The sequence below is a fragment of the Gemmatimonadota bacterium genome (assembly GCA_016704275.1).
In the GTDB taxonomy this organism is placed as follows: Bacteria; Gemmatimonadota; Gemmatimonadetes; order Gemmatimonadales; family GWC2-71-9; genus Palsa-1233.
This window is the reverse complement of record JADJAK010000005.1, coordinates 381,936-402,814: the sequence shown is the minus strand read 5'-3', so window position 1 is coordinate 402,814 and position 20,879 is coordinate 381,936. Positions and strand designations below refer to the sequence as shown.

The following is a 20,879-nucleotide window of genomic DNA, read 5'->3' as shown; positions in this document are numbered from 1 at the left end:
TGGCGACTCCCTTTCGCTGTGAGGGCTCCTGTGCCACGTCGTAGCGAGGTCCGCCAGGCGCGGCAGCATGAATGTGCGCTGCATGCCCGGTGGTCAATGCCTTCTCTGGGTCCGAATGAGGCCCTGTGGTGAGTTTCCGGCAGGCAGGGTTCGAGCACAAATGCGCCGCTCGGTTCGCAAGTGTCCGCTTCACGCGCACTGCAAAATTATCGCGAGTAGACATCGGCCAGACCCTCCCACGCGCGCACGGCTAGAGTTCCTGCGGCATAGCCACAAGCGCGCAGCCGCTAGCCTGGCGACAATTGCAACGTCCATTTCATTTCACGAATGAAACCGAGCAGACTCGTCGTCGGTACGCCGTAGTGGAGGCAGACATTCGGGATCTTCGGCTTGTCCGCAGTGCCGGCTGCCTTCTCACCTGTAACCACAGTCGCATTTCGCACTCCGTGCAAGAGCGATCACAAGGGATCCGCAATCGATCTATTCTTTCTCGTGTCAACGAGACGGGGAAACTCCGCGAGGATCTCCGCCACGGCGATCTGCTGCGCGGTGTCCAGCGGAACAATCAGACCTTTGACACCCTTGACCCACTTGCTAAGGCTGTCGTCCTTCTTGAGGACCTCCCGGAGTACTTCGTCCGGACAGACAATCGTACCTGTCGCCGCTAGGTCGGAAAGTCTCTCCCACATCGTGGGAACAACATCGACAGGATAGTGCCGATTCCACCCGTCCAACAACGCGCTTGTGTCAAGGCAATAGACCGGCACTAGACCGGAACCTCATGCTTAGAGACGAGGGCGGCTCGAACCTTCTCGAGTTCCCCCATCTTGACACCCAAGTAGTCAGAAAGATCGCTCCCCGTAATGCGCTCCTCATCATACGCATCAAGGACGAGCCGACTGTATCGCCGGCCGTTCCAGGCAATCACTTTGCGGAAATGCGGCACGGGGGATTGCTTCTTGCGGGTGACCAGAGAGTCGTATTCTGCGAGAAAGTCACGCCGCATAGCTTCGTAAAAGGCTGGCGTCGTCCTTCCTGCCAGGAGCACTGCTCGAAGTAGTACTTCCCGGCTTACCGAGTACCTATTCGCGAGATTCTCGAGTTGATCCGCAGACCACTCTGGTCCCGTGTGGCGCCGCACTTCAGGCTCAACGAGTAGGTAATCCGCCGGCACGAGGGCCGCGCCTGCAACCCTATTACAGTACACCTCTATCGCGTCCGACGGTCCATTCTGGCCTGTTTGCTCGTGGAGGTCACACAGCCCGGTCGAACGCAATACGAGGTGGGCGAGTTCGTGGAACAGAGTGAACACCCGGCCGCGAGGCGACTCCTGCGTATTCAGTAAAATGAACGGAAGTGGCTCGTGAAATTCCGAATATCCTCGAGCCTCGCTCGTCTTGACACCTGTGACTTGGAACACAAGCACCCCGACCCGCTCAACAGCCGCCTTCCATCCGTTCAGCGCATCATACGGCTGCGCCCAGGCGAATTGGTCTGCCATCGAGATGCCCAACCATTCCCGGAGCGCCGCTGCCACGACTGCTGCCGGCGCCGTACGCTCCGCCGCGAGACTAACCCCGGGGGCACGTTCATCCAGCTCCCGCAAGAGCTCGACTGCGACCTCCCTCCTCTGTCGAGCACGACGAATCTCGAACATCAGCTGGGGTGAGGGTTGCCCTGGTTTCTGTGCCCGCAACCCGCCTGAAGTCCCGCATGGCTTCGAACTTCTTGGGCGCGGTTGGTAGAAAGAAGACCGCGAGAGGACGCCTGTACACCTCCGCCGCCTTTCGAAGTTGTGCGACTGTTGGATGGACCTCGCCTGCCTCCCACTCCGCAAGTTGATCCAAGTCTATCCGCAAACGACGCGCAGCGTCGGCCATCCCGAGCCCTGAGCCTCTCGGCCCCAGACTAGGACTTCTGGCGTCGCCAACGCATCCACAGAACGAGACATCGGACTCCAGGGGAAGGGCACTCCGCTCAATTAAAAACCCAATGATCTGCGCCGAACACCGCCGACTTCTCCATCAAGGGCCGGCTACTCCGGCTCGTTCCCTCTTGAAGCAGCTGCAGGTGGGCCGACGCGAGCGCTGGCTAGCTCGCCGGAGGTCATCCGTCTCGTACTGACGGCGCGAAGGTCGTCGCGAGGTGTTCCATCTCATAGACAATACGGAGCAGCTGTGCCGTAAAGGTGAGGGTGCCCTCGGCACGCATGCGATCTGGGCTTTGCAGGCGGTGCTGGGAATCGTTGCCATGATCCTTGATCAATCTGATCCACCCCGCATCGGGGAGTGACGTAACCGCTTTGCTCGAGGTACTCCAGGTACGAAGCGAACGTCTGGCCCTCTTTCGCTCCCTTGTCGACAGCAATGTGCATGAGCAGCTTTCGGCACATTGCCTCAGCCGCTGTGTTAGCGTTTACCGACAAACATCGCCGTGCCTCGCCGTATGCGGCCTCCACGTCTGACGGAAGGCCACGGAGCGGAGGGCCGAACGCTACCCCCGGGAAGATCTCACCGCGGCCAGTAGCCACCGATCCTTCATGGCATTTCGAGCATTGAAGAAACTTCAACAGCCGGCCGATCCCGTCGCCCACGGTTGCAATGACCGCGCTGGACACCTCAGCCCCGCAATATGCGCATGTGAAGGGTTCCCAAGACTCGGCCGATGAGCCGTCCGGCCTACTAAACACCTTGTGCCCAAATCTCAGACTCATGACTCCTCGACCTCTTGGTAGTGACCCCTGCGCGGTTCTGGGGCGGAGCGCATAAAGGTCCGCGCTGGCCCTCGGAAGGCTGCAGGGCCCGGGCCAAGGCAGTTGACCCTCACGGAAGAAAAGGCGACTGAGATGGCCCGACCTAGCGCAGACGCTCATCCAAATAGTGGATCAGGGAGCGGGCCGCATTTATCGCAAGCATCGCTTCTGCTGGTTCGAGCACAGCGGGATTCGGATGCGCACCACTTGCTTGATTGCGGAGAGTCCCGAGCGCGTCAAGAATCGTGGCAAGAGCCGAGAGAATCCGTCGCGAATCGGCTCCGCGTACTCCTAAGCCTTGCAAGTTCGGGTGTGCTTCGCGCAAGCTCTTGAAGAGTTCGGTCGGGGACGCTGTCTGGCTGGCAGAGGCGCCTTCCCGCTCGAGCGCCGCCCTTAGATAGCCATGAACCGCAGTATGGACGCGATCGAACGCATGCTCTGGCCCGCGCCCCCGGAGCAACAGCTCCGCGTCGGCCAGCGAGCGCTCGACTGCCTCTGAGGTCACTTGAGGGCGATGGAACTGCTACCGGAAGGGGACCTTCCTCTGTGTCGAGCTCCATCACGACGAACCGGACGTATGTACCAAGCTCGCTGATCGTCTCGGCTATTGCTTTGAACGGTTGCTCTATGGTCTTGTCGTTTTGAAGCTCACTCAACGAAACGTACTGCTCCAACGTGGCCGTCAATCGGAGGACCGCAAACTCATCCTTGAAGTAGTTAGTACCACTCAGTAGATCGAAGGGATATTGATCGAGAGCCGTTGCCGCCTTCATCTGCCGACGCGCGACCAGTAGCCGCGAGGTTGAGGCCCTCAGTTTCTTCCAGTCATCCGGACTAAGCGCATCACCAAGCACCTCTGTCAAAGAGGCTCCACCGCCGTGGTACAAATAGATCATACGGGACTCATGAGTTGGGCCAGCCAATGTGTGTTGGACGCGCAGTCATCGCGCCCCAATCCCTAAGGAACGGTACCCCCGACCGACCCCGACCGGAACCGTGGCGGATTTTCCAGTCACGTAGGCCCTGGCCCTCTGCCCCAAGGAGCCACTCCAACACACCAGGACGAGACCCCCTCCAAGCCGCCTCCCCACCTGGGAACACAAAAAGGGCGCAAAGATCAGCCCTCGATCCCCGCGCCCCGCCTCTACCCCACCCCCGACTCTCCCCCTAATGCGGCTCCCGCACCGACCTGACCCGCCTCGGATGCACCCGCTCGATCAGCTCATGCACCGCCCGCCCCCGGTGCGAAACCTTCCCCTTCGCCTCCCGCGTCGCCTGGCCGAAGCTCATCCCCAGGTCATCACTCCAGAAGAGCGGATCGTACCCGAACCCCCCATCGCCCTCGGGAGCACGCAGGATCCGCCCCTCGGTGACCCCGGCCACCACCAGCGACGTCCCCTCCGCCGGCTCCGCCCACGGCCACTCCGCACCCGCCGGCCGGTGCAACACCAGCACACACCGATACCGCGCCGACCGCGCCGCGTCCGGCACATCCCTGAGCGCCGTCAGAAGCGCCGCGTTGTTCGCCGCCGTCACCAGATGATCAGGGCCATCCATCCCGGCAAAGCGCTTGGAGTAGACCCCCGGCCCACCCTCAAGCGCATCCACTTCCAGCCCGCTATCATCAGCTAGCGTGACCACGCCGCTCCGCGCCGCAAACCACTCGGCCTTGAGCGCCGCGTTCTCCGCGAAGGTGTGCGCCACCTCCAACACGTCCTCGTCCGGATGCTCCGCCAGCCCGCACTGATCCGGCGACCTGACATCCACCCCCAACGGCCCCAGCAGCCCCCGGAACTCGGCCACCTTCCCCACGTTCCGAGAGGCCACCAGGAGGACCGTCACAGGCCGAGCGCCGTCCGCTGCAGCGCGAAGAGCTCGTTCATGCCGCCCTGCGCCAGGTCCAGCAACCGGTCCAGCGCCGCCCGATCAAAGGTCCCGTGCTCGCCCGTCCCCTGCACCTCGACAAAGTCATGCGGCGCCAGCATCACGACGTTCGCATCCACCTCGGCGTCACGATCTTCCAGGTACGCCAGGTCGAGCCGCTGCTCGCCAGCCACCGTCCCGACCGACACCGCCGCCACCAACCGCCCGAACGGCGACGGCTGACCGGTCTTCTCCGACAGCCAGGTGCAGGCATCGTGCAGCGCCACGCACGCACCGGTGATCGAGGCGCAGCGCGTCCCGCCATCGGCGGTGAGGACGTCGCAGTCGACCTTGATGGTGTACTCGCCAAAGGCGAAGGTCCCCATCGCCGCGCGCAGCGACCGGCCAATCAGGCGCTGGATTTCATGCGTGCGCCCGCCGGGGCCGTTCCGCTCACGCGAGGTCCGCTCCGCCGTGGCGCGCGGCAACATGGAATACTCGGCCGTGACCCACCCCTGCCCGCTCCCCTTCTTGAACGGCGGGACGCCCGTCTCGACGGAAGCGGTGCAATGCACCAGCGTGCCGCCCATCCGCACCAGGCAGGAGCCCTCGGCGTACGGGTTGGCGCGGCGCTCAAGAACGGTGGGACGAAGCTGGTTGGGCTGACGACCATCAGGGCGTGACACGAAGGCGCTCCACAAGGCGGGTAGTCGAACGATCCGGCAACAACGGAATGATCACGACACGACCACCGCGCGCACGCACGGTGTCCGCACCAACAACGGTATCAGGGCTGTAGTCGCCGCCCTTCACCAGGACGTCGGGCTGCAATGCGGCAATGAGCTGCGCAGGAGTGTCCTCGTCGAAGAGGACCACGCAGTCCACACAGGCGAGCGCGGCCAGGACCCGGGCGCGGTCGGCAGCAGGGACGATTGGCCGCTCATGCCCCTTGTCGAGCCGGCGCACCGAGGCATCGGTGTTGACGCCGACGATCAGTGCATCGCCCAGGGCGCGCGCCGACTCGAGGACGTGAATGTGGCCGGCATGGAGGAGGTCGAAGACGCCGTTGGTGAAGACCACCTGCCCCGTGGCTCCCTGGCGCCAGCGTGCGGCGTCGCCCTGGGAGCGCAGCTTTGTGGCGGTATCGGCCAGCGAGCTCAGGGCTCGCCCCCGACGATCTTCGGCGCAAACTTGAACACCTTCTCGCCATACAGCGGCAGCGTCACGCGCTCGGTGTACTTTGACCGAGATCACGACGCCACCCGAGGGATCGAGTCGCTTGACGATGATCTTCTTGGCGTCGGGCGGGAGGCCGATGGTGTCGGCCACGGCGCGGAGGCGCGTCAGGATCTGCGCGTCGGTGAGCGTCGTGCTGAAGCGTGCCGCGGAGGTCATCTCGTCGCGGAACTGCTCGTAGCGAAACCACGGCCGCCCAAGTGCGATGCCGACGTAGACCGCCGTGCCGATGATGAGCAGCGTGACCAGGCAGCCGAGGGTGCTGCCACCGCGACGCGCGGCTACCATCGGGACTGCGCCTTGTCGACGATCGAGTTCACCAGAAACTCCAGCGCCTTCTTGCGGCCGTCGGCCTCGCGGCCCGGTTCGTAGTCGCCCCGTGCACTGAGGCTGCGTTCCTGGAAGATCATCCGCCCGTCCTTGTTGGCGACCATTTCGATCGCGATGGTGACGGAGAGTTGCCGCCGGGTGACCTGGACACTGCCACCGGTGCCGGTGCCGGAAAAGGAGGTCGGCTCGTCGGGCTCGTAGTTCGTGATCCGTCCGCGGACCACGAGGTCGGCCTTCGCCTCGGTGGCCGCGCGGAGTCCGAGGCGCCGCTCGACGGCTTCGCGAATAGCGGCGTTGACCTGCTGGCCAAGCGTCGCGTCCGACGTCTCGTTGTCGAAGGGGAGCACCGCCACGGTCTTGATCTCCGCCGGCAAGCCGCCGCCGGAGCGGAAGCCGAAGCTGCAGCCCGCGAGGGTCAGCGCCAGAACGATGAGACTAGAGCGAATCGCGCGGTGCATCCCAGATCTCCGCCGAAAACGACCCCGGCTTCGTCACCCGCGTAAATGTCAGATCGAGTCGCGCTGGCCCACTGGGGACGTCCAGTCGCGACTTGAGGAGCACGCCATCCGGACCGAAGGTGGTGGTCACGATCCCGATCCGCTTCCCCGCTTGCCGCACCTCGGCCATCAACCGCAGGCCGTCGCGACTGCGCAGGTAATCCACAGTATCGGCGCCACTGATGTAGCGCCAAGCAGTGACCTTCTCATCCCGCAGGCCACGGAGGTCGACCACCCCGGCAGGGGGACGCGCCCGGCCCAACATGGCCCAGAGGAGCGGATAGCTCGGCACCAGCTTGTCGACCTGATCCTTGGGCTGGACCCACTGCGCCGAGTCGCCGATGACGACCGCCGCGCCGCGCCCTGCGCCGAGCGGGCCGCGGAAGTCGAAGCGGAGGGAGTCGGCGCCGGCCACCGAGGCGCTCCCCTGCCCCTTGGCGGCGGCGGAGCGCTTGTCGGTGAAGACGAAGCGGAAGCGGATCTCCTGGTTGCCCCCGGGCTGCGTTTCGGCCGCCCAGCGGCGCGCCTCGACGTCCGTGAGGGCACCCATACCAGATGGGGCGAGGGCACCAGGGGCGCCGCCACAGGCGGTCAGCAGGAGCAGCGGGAGGAAGCGGAGTCGTTGCATTGCCCGCAAGTTCGCCCCGGAGCGGGAGGGACTCAACCCTCCCTCATCGATGGATGCTGCGAATGACGTCGCCCTGGGTGACCCGCAGGAGGGCCGCGTAGCTCCCGGCGACCTTGCCGAAGATGGTGTAGCGCCCGTCCAGGTGCGGCTGCGGCGAGACATTGATGAACCACTGGCTGCCCCCGGTCTCGGGGCCGGAGAGGGCCATCCCCGCCATCGGGACGTCGTAGCGACGGCGGTTGAACTCGTCGCGAATGGCCCACCCCGGCCCCCCGCTCCCGGTCCCGCTCCGATCGCCGTCCTGGATGACGAAGTTCGGGACGACACGGTGCCACCGATTGCCGTCGAACCACCGCCGGTCCACCAGGCGGAGGAAGTTGGCGACCGTGAGCGGCGCCTCGCGCCCGAGCAGCTCGAGGTCGATGGTGCCGCGACCGTCGAGCTCGACCGTCACGTGCGGATTCTCCTTGGCGAGGACCAGGGTCCGGACGATCACCCGGTACTCCTCGAGGCTACGCCCCGTGACGACCGGCAGCGCTGGCCCCCAACGCTCCGCGAGCGCCGGCCAGCTGCGTGCCGCGTCGCGCCGCAGCAGCATCTCGGCGGGCGGCGTGAAGAAGTCGCGGCGGCTCGGGTCGCCGAGCTGCTGCAGCACATCGGGCACGCGGCGCGCGAGCCCCGCCATGGTGGCAAGCACCGCCTGCTGGGCATCGCGTTCGACGTCGGCCGCCCCGAGGCGCCACGCCGCGAGGAGGAGGTCGAGGTCTTCCACGCGCGCATTGGCGCCGAGGACGCCGGCGGCGGTGGCACGCACTTCGGGCGCGGCACTCCGGAGACGCTCACGGGCGGCCGCGACGACGGTGGAGTCGGTGCGCGGACGTGCGCTCCGCCACGCTCCCAACGCGGCGGCCTGGACCCGCGCATCGGCATCCTGCAGGCCGGCCTGGAAGACGGCGTTGCCGGTGCTGCTGATGCTGCCCCATCCCTCGTAGGCGGCCATCCGCTCGCGGACGTCCTGCGAGGCCTGCCAGACGGCGGCGCGCTTGGCGAAGCGGGCGGTGTCGGCGCGGGCAAGCGCCGAGAAGGCGACGCGACGCATCGCCCAGGAGGCACCCTGCTTGTCGAAGAGGCCATCGAGCGCGGCCATCGCGGCCTCGCCGCGCAGCTCGCCGAGCGCGGTGGTGGCCTGCACGCGGACGTTGAAATCGGCATCGGTGAGGAGGCGAAGGACGCCGGTCACTTCGGCGGAATCGCGCCAGCTGCCGAGCGCCTGCAGGGCGCTGATCTTCACGCCGGGGGAGGCGTCCTGGAGGGCGCGGCGCAGTTCGCCGAGCACGGTGGCCGCGGGGAGTCCGGCGCTGTCGGCGTAGGCCTTCGTGTAGGAACGGAGCGCGGCCTCGCGAATGAGGGCCATCTTGTCCCGCGCCGAGCGGAGCAGGCCGTTGCCGGCCGTCGGCGCCTTGAGCCGTGCGAGGGTGTAGGTGGCGCGCCAGCGGAGGTCGTCATTCGGATTGGTGAGGAACGGCAACATCGCCGCGACGGGCGCCTGAGCCGCGAGCTTCCACGATTCGAGCAACGCCGTCGGCAGCAGAAGGTCTCGCCGTGCGGCCGGCAGCGAGGTACGGCCCCCGATGATCTCGGTGAGCATCCCAACGGCCGCACTGCCGCCGGAGCGGGCCAACGCGGCGGAGGCCTCGCCGGCGGCGGCTGCATCGAGGGAGTCGGGTTGACGGAGTCGGGCGATGATCGCCGCGGCGTTGTTGCTGTCGGCCAGGAGGCCGAGTGCGAAGAAGGCGTCGGCGACGACGTTCTGGTCGCGATCGCCGAGCGCTTCGACGATGAGCGGTGCGCCGCGACGATCGCCGATGCGGCCAACCGCGACCACCGCGGTGCGGCGCACCAGCGGGTCCGGATGGCCGATGGCGCGTGCCATCGCGGTGAGGTCGAGTTGCCGGCGGTCCTCCGCCATCAACAGCGGGGCGAGCGCCTCGACCAGCGCAGGGTCCTGGGCGGTGAGCGGTGCGGCCAGCAGCGCGAGGCCAGTGGCAGCGAGCAGGAGCGGGGAGAGTCGCATCAGAGGCGCACCGGGTCAGGAATGGGTTGCAACCGTTCGGCGATGCCCTCAGGGAGGCGGCCGAAGGCGAAGGTGTCGTCCATCACCAGCATGGCGGTGCTGCCGGTCGCCAGGAGCTCGCCGGTTTCGTCGTGTTCGACGGCGTAGCCGAAGGTGACGCGCCGGGAGGCCCGCTCGCGCACCCAGGTGCGCACCCGGACCGGGTCGTCGTAGCGCGCCGCTCGGCGGTAGCGGATGGTGAGCTCACCGACCATCAGGCGGAAGCCGAGGGTCTCCAGGTCGCGATACGAGAGCCCCGTCTGCCGGAGATGCTCGGTCCGCGCGACGTCGAACCAGACCAGATACCGGGCATGGTAGACCACGCCCATCTGGTCGGTCTCGGAGTAATCGACCCGGCGGCGGATGGTGGTGATTCCGGCGCCATCGGTTGCAACGGTCGGCTGCATCGTCCACCTTTCGCGCCGTGACAGCGCACCGTGTGGTAGTGGTCGGGGATGCCCACCTTGGGGCGGCCCCCGTGGCGGACGAGGAGGCGATGCTCGCCTTCCTCGACGCCGTCCCGTCGCTGGGTGACGCGTTGCTCGTCACCGGCGACCTCTTCGACTTCTGGTTCACCTGGCGCCGAGTGATCCCGCGGCAGGCGATCCGCACCACCGCCGCCCTGGTCCATCTGGCCCGACGCTTCCCGGTGATGATGGTCGGCGGCAATCACGACCGCTGGGGCAGCACCTTCTGGGACCAGGAAGCGGGGCTCCGCTTTGACGCGCATCGGCTCGAATGCGACGTGGCCGGCCAGCGCGTCCTGATGGTCCACGGCGACGGGCTGCATCAGGAGCACTTCCGCGCCAACGTGCTCAACCGGCTGATCAACTCGCCGACCATCATCCGTGCCGTCGCGACGCTGCCGGCCTCGCTCACCTTCTGGGCCGCCGACCGGTTGCAGCACAACCCGACGTACGCCGCCGCCCATCCGGAAATCAGCGACGCGGCGATGGCTCGGCAGCGCGGGATCGCCGAGGGGCTGCTGTCCGCGGACCCGGGACTCGCGGCGGTGGTCATGGGGCACACCCACCGCGCGGCGGCCCACGAAGTCTCGCCGGGCCGGTGGTACCTGAATCCGGGCGCGTGGCTCGATGGACACGCCTACGGCATCCTCGATGCCGACGGCGCCACGCTGCATCGGTTCAGCTAGGCCGGTCGTTCCCCAACGCGGCGAGCTCGATCGCCTCGAGCGGCTCCCCCACAAAGATCGACCCCACCCTCGCAAAGCGCGCCACGTCGTCGGTCGCCGCCCAGCGGTGATGCACGGCCGTTCCCGGCGGCGCCTCCAATTCCTTGGCATGCAGCACGCTGGCCAGCTCGCGGGCCGTCTCCTGCGCGCTGTCGATCCGGACCACGTCGGGCCCGAGCACGTCGCCGATGAGGCCGCTGAGCATCGGGTAGTGCGTGCACCCCAGGACGATGGTGTCGACCCCGGCCGCACGCAGCGGCGCCAGGTACTCCTCGGCCACCAACCGCGTGGCGGGATGGTCGAACCACCCCTCCTCCACCAACGGCACGAAGAGCGGACACGCCTGCTCCACCACGGCCAGCTCAGGACGGACACGGTGCAGCGCCCGACGATACGCGCCGGAGAGGATGGTGCCGGCGGTGCCGATGACCCCAACGGTGCCGCCACGGCTTGCGTTCGCCGCCGCGCGCGCACCGGGCTCGATCACGCCGATGACCGGGACGGTGGCGATGGCGCGCAACTCGTCGAGGGCATGGGCGGTGGCGGTGTTGCAGGCGACCACGACGGCCTTCACCTGATGCTGCTCGAGCCAGGCGAGGATCTCGCGGGCGTAGCGGCGGACGGTGTCCGGCGACTTCGAGCCGTAGGGGACGCGCGCGGTGTCGCCGAGGTAGAGCGTCGATTCGTTCGGGAGCAGCGCGTGGATGGCGCGCACGACGGTGAGGCCGCCGATGCCGGAATCGAAGACGCCGATCGGTGCGCTGTTCATCGCGGGATCGGCAGGGTGATGCCGAGGCCACGACGGCCGCCGGGGAGGACGCGCGCCTGCAGCTCGCCGGGGAAGTCGTAGAGGTTCGCCGAGACGTAGGCTTCCATCCCGGCGAAGAGGTGGTTCACCGCGATCAGGAAGAGCCAGTCGCCGCGTTCGGCGCGCTTCTGTTCCAGTCGCTCCGAGCCGGTGCGGTCCAGGTAGCGCATCTCGTGATTGGCCTTCAGCGCCATCGCGACCGCCACCCCTTCGAAGGCGACGAACAATCCGCCGCTCAACTTCCGATCAAGCGCTGCCTGGCCCCAGCCGGGGACGAGCAGCGACCGCGCGAAGTAGCCGAGCGGCGACGGGCGGGAGCGGATCGGCAGCGAGTCGGGACGCGCCTGCGCGGCGAGCGGCCCCGCGAGGAGCAGCAGCGCCGCGGCCAGCGGCCCGATGCGCACCATCAGGCGCTGGATCAGGCGACCGCCACGAGTTCGATCTCGACGCGGACATCGCGCGGGAGGCCGGCCGCGGCGACGGTGCTGCGCGCCGGGCGATGGTCGCCAAAGTGCGCCGCATAGACGGCGTTCATCGGGGCGAACTCCGCCATGTCACGCAGGAAGACGGTGGTCTTCACGACGTTCTTGAACGACATCCCCGCGGCGGCGAGGACGGCACCGAGGTTCTTGAAGACCTGCTCGGTCTGCTCGGTCACGCCACCCGGCACGATCTCCATCGACACCGGGTCGAGGGCGATCTGCCCCGCGGTGTAGAGCATCCCGTTGACGAGGATGGCCTGCGAGTAGGGGCCGATGGCGGCGGGGGCACCAGAAGTCGTGATAATCTGCATCAGGATGCTCGAGGTAAGGTTGGTCTTGGGGAAACGATGATCGATGATCGATGATCGATGATCGATAGTCAGGTGTCGATGATCGATGATCGATGATCGATTGTCGATGGTCGGTTGTCGAGGCTCGATGATCGATAGCGGCTTTATCGATCATCGATCATCGATCATCGATCATCCTGTTCGTCAGGCCAAAACAACCTGATTGCATTGGCCGTGGTGCCAGCAGCGATCTCTTCGTAGGTCGTGCCGCGTACTTCCGCGAGGGCTCGTGCGACGGCAGGCACATAACTCGGCTCGTTGCGCTTGCCGCGGTGTGGCACGGGCGCCAGGTACGGTGCGTCGGTCTCGATCAGCAGCCGGTCGCTGGCGACGGCCCGCATGGCGTCCTGCTGCGTCCACGTCTTGAAGGTCACCATGCCGCTGAAGGAAAAGTACCACCCCGCCTCGAGGCCGGCGTCCCGCAGGACGGGGCCGCTCGAGAAGGAGTGCAGCACCACGGTGGCGTCGGCCTGGTTCCGCAGGATGGCGACGACATCGGCATCGGCCTCGCGGGCGTGGATGACGACGGGCATTCCTGCGGCCGTGGCCAGCGCCAATTGCTCCGCGAAGACGTCCTGCTGCACGCTGCGGGGGGCGTGGTCGTAGTGGTAGTCGAGCCCCATCTCGCCGGCGGCCCGGACGAGCGGGTGCTGCCAGGCGGCCTGGAGGCGAGTACGGAGCTCGGGCGTCCAGCGACCTGCGTCGTGCGGGTGGCATCCTGTTGCCACGACCAGGCCGGGATGCCGAACCGCCCAGCCGAGGGTTTCCTCGAGCTGGGCGGTGACGGATTCAATGACCATGGCACGGGAGACGCCGGCGGCGCCCATCCGCTCCACCACCGCGTCGCGGTCGGCCGCGAAGGCCGGGTCCGCGAGGTGGCAGTGGGTATCCACCAGCATCAGGGTCAGACCTGAGGAACCGTGCTGCGGACCGTCTTGGGCTTGACCTTGACGCCGCGGCCGTCGACGCCGGGCCACTTCTGCTCGATCATGCGCAGCAGCGGGGCGGCGATGAAGATCGACGAGAAGGTGCCGGTGAAGACGCCGAAGAACATCACCAACGCGAACGGCCGGATGACCTCGCCAGCGAAGATCGTCAGCGCCAGCAGCGTCGACAGCGTGGTGACGTGGGTCAGGACAGACCGCGGCAGCGTCTCGTTGATCGAGCGGTTGAGGACCTCGACCAACTGGTTCCGGCGGTACTTGTGCAGGTTCTCGCGGACACGGTCGAAGATGATGATGGTGTCGTTCAGCGAGTAGCCGACCATCGACAGCACGGCGGCGACGACGACGAGCGAGAGCTCGATCCGCGCCACCGCGATGAAGCAGATGGTCAGGATGATGTCGTGGGCCGTGGCGAGGACGGCCGCGAGCCCGAAGCGCCACTCGAAGCGGTACGCCAGGTAGGCCAGCACGCCGAGGAAGGAGAGCATGATCGCCATGAGCGCCTGCGTCTTGAGCTCGGCGCCGACCTTCGGCGAGACCGCCTCACCGCTGCCCGGCGTGAAGCCACCGGCGCCGACGACGGCCTCGATCGCGGCGTTGACGGCCTTCGTCGTGGCCTGGGTGTCGTCGGTCTTGGAGCCTTCGACGGCGGTCCGAGCACGAACGGCGTACTCATTGTCGCCACCGAAACGCTGGATCTCGGCGCCCTTCAGGCCGGCGGCGTCGAGGCCGGCGCGGAGCTTCTCGACGTCGACCGGGGCCGTGGTCTTGAACTGGACCAGGGTGCCGCCGGTGAACTCGATCGACTGGTGAATCCCGAAGCCGAGGAGGGCCGCGAGTCCGACCACGAACAGCACGGCAGTCACGATGTAGGCCTGCCGGCGGTGCGCGATGAAGTCGTACTTGGCGTCTGCAAAGAAGCGAATCATGGTCAGATGCTCAGCGTGGTGGCGTGGGGCTTCCGGTCGAGCCAGACGAGGAAGAACGTCTTGGTGACGAAGATCGCGGTGATCATGGAGGCGATGATGCCCATGATCAGCGTGACCGCGAAGCCCTTGACCGGGCCGGTACCGAACTGGAAGAGGAACGCGGCGGTCAGGACGGTCGAGACGTTCGAGTCGATGATGGCGGGCATCGCGTGCCGGAAGCCTTCCTCGACCGCGACGCGCACCGTCCGCCCGGCGATCAGTTCCTCTCGAATGCGCTCGAAGATCAGCACGTTGGCGTCGACGGCGATACCGACCGAGAGCACGATGCCGGCGAGGCCGGGCAAGGTGAGGGTCGCGTCAATCATCGACAACGCGGCCAGCGTGAACAGGATGTAGAGGGCCAAGGCCAGCACGGCGAGCGCCCCGGACATCCGGTAGTAGCCGACCATGATCAGGATGACGAAGAGGGTGCCGACCAGGCCGGCGACGATGCCGCCCTTGACCGAGTCCTCACCGAGCGAGGCGCCGACGGTGCGCTCTTCCACGATCTTGAGCGTGAACGGCAGCGCGCCGGCCTTCAGCGTGAGCGCGAGGTCCTGCGCCTCCGCGATGGTGCGGCCCGACAGCTCGATCTGACCGCGACGGTCGATGCGGCTGTTGATGACCGGCGGTGCGCCCTGCACCTTGCCGTCGAGGACGATCGCCATGAAGTCGCCGATGTGCCGGCTCGTTTCCTGGCCGAAGCGCCGCCCGCCCGCGCGGTCGAGGTCGAAGACCACGATCGGCTTGTTGGATGTCGGGTCGATCTGCGGCGTCGCATTCACGAGCGAGGTGCCGGTGAGGATCGGCTTGGTCTCGAGCGCGTACAACGCGCGCATCGGCTCGAGGCCGCCGGTCGCCGACTGGTCCCACTTCAACTCGATGCCACGCGGAAGGACGCGCTGGACCTCGGGGATACGAAGCAGCGAGTCGACCCGAGCCACCGACGCTTCCGGCACCAGATAGGTCCCCGGCGCCGTGGCGCCTGCCGAGGCGCCGGAGATGATCAGCGCCTGCAGGATCGGTCCGCCCGCCTTGACGGTGTCGACCGCCGGCTTCGTGGTGTCACCCGTCGCCGCGGCACCCTTCGTCGCACTGTCGGCCTTGGCGCCGCTGTCGGCCGGGAGCTTGGTGCCCGAGTCGCCGGCGAGCAGCGCGTCGATCCCCTTCGCCGCCGTCGGGGCGCCCGCGGCCGGCTTGACGCCGAGCTGGGCGAGCACCCGATCCATGGCGGGGAGGGCGGCGTCGAGCGCGCCCGTCTTGTCCGTCATGCGGAATTCGAGGAAGGCGTTCTGCTGGACGATGCCCTTGGCGCGTTCCGGGTCCTTGATGCCGGCGAGCTCGACGACGATCCGCGAGGAGCCAACCTTCTGGATCACCGGCTCGGTCACGCCGAACTCGTCGATGCGCTTCCGGAGGACGGTGAGGGCAAGGTCGATGTCCTTGGAGACATCGGCCGAGACCTGCGTCGACTGGTCAAGCTCGAGACCAAGGTGCATCCCGCCCTGGAGGTCCAGGCCGCGCTTCAGCGGGACGCGCTTGACCTGCACGTCCTGCATCGCGCCGGTGGCGCTGCGCTCGCGCACGGTGACGGTGCGCGGGATGAGGGCGATGATCGAGCCGATGACGAGCACGGCGATCAGGATCATGCGATTGCGAATGGTTGCGAACATCGTCACTCGGACGCCCGTAAGGGCGCTTCAAGGTCCGGGTGCGCCACGGCCAGCATGGTCCGGGCGCGGTGCGAATCCACCTCCAATTGCTGCCGGAGGCTTGCCACCGAATCGAATCGGCGGATGTCACGGAGCAGCGCGACCCACTGGACGCTGATGCTCCGATCGTACAGGACCCCCTCGAACCCGAAGAGGTGGGCCTCCAGGAGGCGGCGGCCGTCGTCGAACGTCGGCCGGTGTCCCTGGTTCATCATGCCGCCGAACCGGCCGGCGGGTGTCTCGACCACCACGGCGTAGACGCCGTCGGGTGGCAACAACTTGCGAGCCTCGATTGCGAGGTTGCAGGTCGGGAAGCCGAGCTCACGCCCACGCCTCTCGCCGCGCTGCACCACCCCTTCAACCGTGTACAGCCGGCCAAGCATCCTGGCCGCTGCGCCGAGGTCGCCACCGGTGACTGCCCGGCGAATCGCGGTGCTCGACACCGGCAGTCCGTCGGGGAGCCGCACCGGCGCCACCACATCCACCGGAAAGCCTCGTGACGCACCCAACGCTTGCAGCGTCGCCACATCGCCCTGCCGGCCTCGGCCGAAGCCGTGGTCATGCCCAATCACCAACTCGCGCAGGTCACAGCGCGGCAGCAACACCTGATCGACAAAGTCCGCCGGATCGAGGGCCGCCATCGCCCGGTCGAACCGCAACGTCATCACCCGATCGATCCCGCTGGTGGCGAGGGCGGCGAGCCGTTCCGTCGTCGTGGTCAAGAGTGCGGGCGCTGCATCCGGATTCACCACTTCGAGCGGATGCGGCTCGAAGGTCACCAGCATGCTGCGCCGCCCACTGCTCACCGCCCTGCGATGGATCTCGGCCAGCACCGCGTGGTGTCCACGGTGCACGCCATCGAAGGTGCCAACCGTCACCACGCTCCCCGTCATGCCGCAGGCTCCAGCACGACCTCGGGTTGCCACCGACCATTCACCGCCCCAGCCACCGCGAGCAGCCGACCATCCTCGGCGAGGAGTGCGGCATGCCCCTCCTGCGCGTCCTGCTGCGGCACCGACCGGCCGAAGCCGACATCCCGCGCGGCCGCTGCATCGAGCCGGACCTGCGGCAGCATCGCCACCATCTCGACCGGGCTGCGCAACGCCTCCAACGAGATCTCCTCCGGCGTCACGGCATCGGCCACCGAAAAGGGACCGATCGAGGTCCGTCGCAGCGTGGCGCAGTGGGCCGGCAATCCGACACGGCTCCCCAGGTCCCTCGCCAACGCCCGGATGTAGGTCCCGCGGCCCACCGTCGCGTGCATCGTCAGCATCGGCGGCGTCCATTCCCCGAGTGTCAGGCGATGCACCATGACATCGACCGGCGCGAGATCGACCGTCTCCCCGGCGCGCGCCAGCACGTACGCGCGGGTGCCACCCACATGTTTCGCCGAATAGGCCGGCGGTCGCTGCGACTGCACCCCTTCGAGCGACGCCGCGGCCTGTTCCAGCGCCTCGCGCGTCGGCCAGGCGTCGGGCTCGACCGTCACGGTCGGCGTGCCGGCGGAGTCGTCGGTGTCGGTGCCGATGCCGAAGCGGATCGTGGCCTCATACCCCTTCTCGCCGGCTTCGACGAAGCGCGCGAGTCGGGTGGCCCGTCCGATCAGCACCACCAGCAGTCCCGTGGCGAAGGGATCGAGCGTGCCGGCGTGGCCGACACTGCGCGTTCCCAACTGTCGCCGTACCGCCGCCACGACATCGTGCGAGGTCCAGCCCACCGGCTTGTCAATGAGCATCCCCCCGATCAGGAGGCCTCCTCCTCGCGCTTCAGGCCCGCCAGGAGGCGATCGATCTCCAGCGCGTGCTCGAACCCGCGATCCAGCACGAAGTGCAACTCGGGCGTGATGCGAGTGGTCAGCGCCTTCGCGACAAAGCCGCGCAGGAACCCCGCCGCTCGCTGCAACCCTTCCACGGCGGCCTCACGCTCCGCCGGTTCGCCGTGCGGCACCACCCGGACCGTCGCATGCGACAGGTCGCGAGTGACTTCCACCGCACTGACGGTCACCATCCCCACGCGGGGATCGCGCACCTCGCCGCGCAACAGCGCCTCGGCGAGCACCGCCCGGATCGTCTCACCCACCTGCTCCGGGCGCCGCGAATTCCCCTTCCCTGCCATGGCCTAGTCCTGTGCAGCCGAGGCCGCGAGCGTGCGCTTGACCTCTTCGGTCCGGAACGCCTCGATCACGTCGCCGACCTTCACGTCGTTGAAGTTCTCGATGCCGATACCGCACTCGAGGCCTTCACGGACTTCCTTGGCGTCGTCCTTGAACCGCTTGAGCGAGCCGAGGTTGCCGGTGTAGACCACCGAGCCGTCGCGGAGGAGACGCACCCGCGCGGTGCGCGGAATGATGCCGCTCCGGACCATGCAGCCGGCGATGGTGCCGACGCGCGTGACCTTGAACACCTCGCGCACTTCGGCTTCGCCGAGGATGGTTTCCTTCTCTTCCGGCTTGAGCAGCCCTTCGAGCGCGTTCTTCACGTCCTCGACGGCCTCGTAGATGATCCGGTACGTCCGGATGTCCACGCCCTCGCGTTCCGCCGCCGAGCGCGCATTGGCGTCGGGACGGACGTGGAAGCCGAGGATGATGGCGCCCGAGGCCTTCGCGAGCAGCACGTCGGATTCGGAGATCTGGCCGACGCCGCGGTGGACGATGTCCACGCGCACTTCGTTGGTGCCGAGCTGCGCGAGCGAGTCGGCGAGTGCTTCCGCCGGGCCGCCCTGGTCGGCCTTGATGATGATCCGCAGCTGCGAGACGGCGCCTTCCTTCAGCGCGCGCGAGATATCCTCGAGCGTGCCGCCGCGCGCCGAGCGCCGGTTCTGCGCCTCGCGCTCGAGCCGCTGCCGCTTCTGCGCGATGTCACGCGCCTCGACGGCGTCGGTCATGGCGATGAAGGTGTCACCGGCGGCCGGCACGCCCTCGAAGCCGAGGACCTGCACCGGGATCGACGGCCCGGCCGACTTCACGGCCTTGCCACGCTCGTCGTACAGCGCGCGGACACGACCCGAGTACTTGCCGCAGATGAAGTTCTCGCCGACGCGAAGGGTGCCCTTCTGGACCAGGATGGTCGCGAGGGGGCCCTTGCCGGCGTCGAGCGTCGCTTCGATGACGGTGCCGTGCGCCTTGGCATCGGCATTGGCCTTGAGCTCGAGGATTTCGGCCTGGAGGAGCAGCTGCTCCAGCAGTTCCTGGATCCCGGTGCCCTTCTTGGCCGAGATCATCGAGTGCAGGGTGGTGCCACCGAACTCTTCGAGCACCACGCTGTGCTGCAAGAGGTCCTGCTTGACCTTGCCGGGGTTTGCCGCCGGGAGGTCGATCTTGTTGATCGCGACGACGATCGGCACGCCGGCATTCTTGGCGTGCGAGATGGCTTCGATCGTCTGCGGCATCACCTGGTCATCGGCTGCCACGACGAGGACGACGATGTCCGTCACCTGCGCGCCACGGGCTCTCATCGTGGTGAAGGCCTGGTGGCCCGGGGTGTCGAGGAAGGTGATCGACTTGCCACCCATTTCGATCTGGTAGGCACCGATGTGCTGCGTGATGCCACCGGCCTCGCCGGCGGCGACGTTGGCCTTCCGGATGTAGTCGAGCAACGACGTCTTGCCGTGGTCGACGTGACCCATGATGGTGACGACCGGCGGACGCGGGGAGAGGGTGCCCTCTTCCTCCACCTCTTCCTCGACGACCTCGGCGTGATACTCCTCTTCGCGCACGGCCTGGAAGCCGAACTCGGAGGCGATCAGTTCGATCTGGTCGAAGTCGAGCCGCTGGTTCACCGTGACCATCAGGCCGAGTTCCTTGAAGGCGAACGCGACGATCTGGTTGGCCGGCACCTTCATCGCCTCGGCGAGCTCGCTCACCGAGATGAATTCGTTGACGCGGATGATCGTCTTCTCGCGCTCCTTCTCCTCGGCCGCGCGCGACGCGATGATGTCGCGGTACGACGGCTCGTCGGAGCGGATCTTCCGGCGCGGCGCGGGACCCTTCATCCCGTGCAGCGTCTTCAGGATGTTGGCTTGCACCTGATCCTGATCGACGAAGCTCTTCTTCCCCTTCTTGCCCGGCCCCTTCTTGCGGCCACCACCCGGCTGCGCGTCAGGCCCGAAGGTGCGCGGTGCGGTCGAACCGGCGTTGCCGACCTGCGTCGGGATCGCGCCGCTGCCACCACCGCCACCACTGCCGCCACGACCCTGCGACGGATTGCTCGACGAGAAGACCGGGCGCGGACGGCCACCAGGACCGCTCTGCCCACCCGATGAATGCCCACCGGACGAATGGCCGCTCCCCGGCGCCGGGCGCTGCACGCGCGGCGGGATGAACGGCTTGGCCGGTCCACCGGCCGACGTGCCACTGGCGGCAGGCGGCGGCGTGGTCGGGCGCGACGGCTGGGGCCGCGGCGGCATCGGCGGAAGCGGCGGACGCACGACGGCGGCCACGGGAGCCACCGGCTCGGCGGCAGGCGCGGCATCGGCGGCAACGGCCGGCTCAGCCGATTCGGCGGACTCGACGGCGCGGGGCTCGACGACGGTCGGCTCCGGCTCCGGCGGCGCGGGCGGCAGATCCTTGAAGAGCAGCTTGGCGCGCTCCTCGAGCGAGAGCACCGGCTTCGCCTCGGCGACCGGAACCTCGAGGACGAGCGGCTCGAGATCGAGCAGGCCACCGCGTGCGGCGACTTCCTCGGCCTCCTCGGCGGCCTTGGCCTCGGCCTCGGCGACTTCGGCGGCGGTGCGGCGACGGCGAACCGGCTTGGCGTCTGCCGGCGTCGGGGCAGGCGCGGCCTCGGCCACCTTGCGACGCCCCTTCTTCGGGGCCGGCGCTTCGGCTGCCTTCCGCTTTTCCCGCTCCCAACGCACTCGCGCCGCCGCCACCTGGTCCGGCTCCAACGCCGACAAGTGACTGCGCACGAAGATGTTCATCTCGCGCAACATTCCCATCACCTGCTCAACGGGAACGCCAAACTCCGCGGCGAGGTCGTGCACTCTGCTCTTGACCACTCCCTACCC

23 protein-coding genes are annotated in these 20,879 nt (G+C 67.6%); 1 reads left to right on the top strand and 22 read right to left on the bottom strand.

What is annotated here, in order from left to right; all coding sequences use genetic code 11:
* Window positions 1–287: 287 nt before the first annotated feature.
* From IPG05_12585 to IPG05_12530, 12 genes are all read right to left on the bottom strand, one after another.
* Entirely contained in the window at window positions 288–443 is a 156-nt protein-coding gene (locus IPG05_12585) for a DUF4411 family protein (protein ID MBK6495914.1), read from the bottom strand.
* A gap of 15 nt (window positions 444–458) precedes the next feature.
* Window positions 459–767 (bottom strand): DUF4411 family protein, encoded by a 309-nt coding sequence (locus IPG05_12580; protein MBK6495913.1) that lies wholly within the window; start codon window positions 765–767, stop codon window positions 459–461.
* A complete protein-coding gene (locus IPG05_12575) occupies window positions 767–1,657 on the bottom strand; it encodes an ImmA/IrrE family metallo-endopeptidase (GenBank protein MBK6495912.1) in 891 nt (296 codons plus the stop codon). Before IPG05_12575 ends, IPG05_12580 begins: the two co-directional genes overlap by 1 nt.
* A complete protein-coding gene (locus tag IPG05_12570) occupies window positions 1,590–1,880 on the bottom strand; it encodes a helix-turn-helix transcriptional regulator (protein ID MBK6495911.1) in 291 nt (96 codons plus the stop codon). Before IPG05_12570 ends, IPG05_12575 begins: the two co-directional genes overlap by 68 nt.
* A gap of 975 nt (window positions 1,881–2,855) precedes the next feature.
* On the bottom strand, window positions 2,856–3,257 hold the full coding sequence (locus IPG05_12565) for an abortive infection family protein (GenBank protein ID MBK6495910.1): 402 nt from the start codon (window positions 3,255–3,257) through the stop codon (window positions 2,856–2,858).
* Between the two features lie 662 nt (window positions 3,258–3,919).
* Window positions 3,920–4,594, bottom strand: coding sequence for a non-canonical purine NTP pyrophosphatase (locus IPG05_12560; protein ID MBK6495909.1), 675 nt, complete (start codon window positions 4,592–4,594; stop codon window positions 3,920–3,922).
* Entirely contained in the window at window positions 4,591–5,301 is a 711-nt protein-coding gene (gene rph, locus IPG05_12555; protein ID MBK6495908.1) for a ribonuclease PH, read from the bottom strand. Before rph ends, IPG05_12560 begins: the two co-directional genes overlap by 4 nt.
* Window positions 5,288–6,139, bottom strand: coding sequence for a D-glycero-beta-D-manno-heptose 1-phosphate adenylyltransferase (rfaE2, locus tag IPG05_12550; GenBank protein ID MBK6495907.1), 852 nt, complete (start codon window positions 6,137–6,139; stop codon window positions 5,288–5,290). Before rfaE2 ends, rph begins: the two co-directional genes overlap by 14 nt.
* Window positions 6,133–6,639: a DUF4136 domain-containing protein gene (locus IPG05_12545; protein ID MBK6495906.1), complete on the bottom strand. Its 507-nt coding sequence runs from the start codon at window positions 6,637–6,639 to the stop codon at window positions 6,133–6,135. Before IPG05_12545 ends, rfaE2 begins: the two co-directional genes overlap by 7 nt.
* Window positions 6,617–7,306, bottom strand: a complete 690-nt coding sequence (locus tag IPG05_12540) for a hypothetical protein (protein MBK6495905.1) — start codon at window positions 7,304–7,306, stop codon at window positions 6,617–6,619. Before IPG05_12540 ends, IPG05_12545 begins: the two co-directional genes overlap by 23 nt.
* Before the next feature lie 43 nt (window positions 7,307–7,349).
* The gene (locus IPG05_12535) at window positions 7,350–9,380 is read right to left on the bottom strand and encodes a peptidylprolyl isomerase (GenBank protein MBK6495904.1); all 2,031 of its coding nucleotides are present in this window, start codon (window positions 9,378–9,380) and stop codon (window positions 7,350–7,352) included.
* Entirely contained in the window at window positions 9,380–9,826 is a 447-nt protein-coding gene (locus IPG05_12530) for an acyl-CoA thioesterase (protein MBK6495903.1), read from the bottom strand. The genes IPG05_12535 and IPG05_12530 overlap by 1 nt, the downstream gene beginning before the upstream one ends.
* 17 nt (window positions 9,827–9,843) lie before the next feature.
* Here IPG05_12530 and IPG05_12525 point away from each other — a divergent pair, with 17 nt between their 5' ends.
* A complete protein-coding gene (locus tag IPG05_12525) occupies window positions 9,844–10,572 on the top strand; it encodes a metallophosphoesterase (GenBank protein MBK6495902.1) in 729 nt (242 codons plus the stop codon).
* Here IPG05_12525 and IPG05_12520 read toward each other — a convergent pair.
* The 10 genes from IPG05_12520 to infB form a co-directional block, all read right to left on the bottom strand.
* A complete protein-coding gene (locus tag IPG05_12520) occupies window positions 10,565–11,380 on the bottom strand; it encodes a glutamate racemase (protein MBK6495901.1) in 816 nt (271 codons plus the stop codon). The two genes, IPG05_12525 and IPG05_12520, sit on opposite strands and share 8 nt — an antisense overlap.
* Window positions 11,377–11,826 carry a hypothetical protein gene (locus IPG05_12515; protein MBK6495900.1) on the bottom strand — a complete coding sequence of 150 codons (450 nt, stop codon included), beginning with the start codon at window positions 11,824–11,826 and terminating at the stop codon, window positions 11,377–11,379. Before IPG05_12515 ends, IPG05_12520 begins: the two co-directional genes overlap by 4 nt.
* 11 nt (window positions 11,827–11,837) lie before the next feature.
* Window positions 11,838–12,212 carry a RidA family protein gene (locus tag IPG05_12510; protein ID MBK6495899.1) on the bottom strand — a complete coding sequence of 125 codons (375 nt, stop codon included), beginning with the start codon at window positions 12,210–12,212 and terminating at the stop codon, window positions 11,838–11,840.
* 164 nt (window positions 12,213–12,376) lie between these two features.
* Window positions 12,377–13,150 (bottom strand): TatD family hydrolase, encoded by a 774-nt coding sequence (locus IPG05_12505; protein MBK6495898.1) that lies wholly within the window; start codon window positions 13,148–13,150, stop codon window positions 12,377–12,379.
* A 5-nt stretch (window positions 13,151–13,155) separates the two neighbouring features.
* Complete coding sequence (secF, locus tag IPG05_12500; GenBank protein MBK6495897.1) at window positions 13,156–14,124, bottom strand: protein translocase subunit SecF; 969 nt, start codon at window positions 14,122–14,124, stop codon at window positions 13,156–13,158.
* A 2-nt stretch (window positions 14,125–14,126) separates the two neighbouring features.
* Entirely contained in the window at window positions 14,127–15,836 is a 1,710-nt protein-coding gene (gene secD, locus IPG05_12495; protein ID MBK6495896.1) for a protein translocase subunit SecD, read from the bottom strand.
* Between the two features lie 2 nt (window positions 15,837–15,838).
* Entirely contained in the window at window positions 15,839–16,768 is a 930-nt protein-coding gene (locus tag IPG05_12490; GenBank protein MBK6495895.1) for a bifunctional riboflavin kinase/FAD synthetase, read from the bottom strand.
* On the bottom strand, window positions 16,765–17,610 hold the full coding sequence (truB, locus tag IPG05_12485) for a tRNA pseudouridine(55) synthase TruB (GenBank protein MBK6495894.1): 846 nt from the start codon (window positions 17,608–17,610) through the stop codon (window positions 16,765–16,767). The genes IPG05_12490 and truB overlap by 4 nt, the downstream gene beginning before the upstream one ends.
* An 8-nt stretch (window positions 17,611–17,618) precedes the next feature.
* Entirely contained in the window at window positions 17,619–17,990 is a 372-nt protein-coding gene (gene rbfA, locus IPG05_12480; GenBank protein MBK6495893.1) for a 30S ribosome-binding factor RbfA, read from the bottom strand.
* A 3-nt stretch (window positions 17,991–17,993) separates the two neighbouring features.
* A complete protein-coding gene (infB, locus tag IPG05_12475; GenBank protein ID MBK6495892.1) occupies window positions 17,994–20,870 on the bottom strand; it encodes a translation initiation factor IF-2 in 2,877 nt (958 codons plus the stop codon).
* Window positions 20,871–20,879 lie beyond the last annotated feature (9 nt).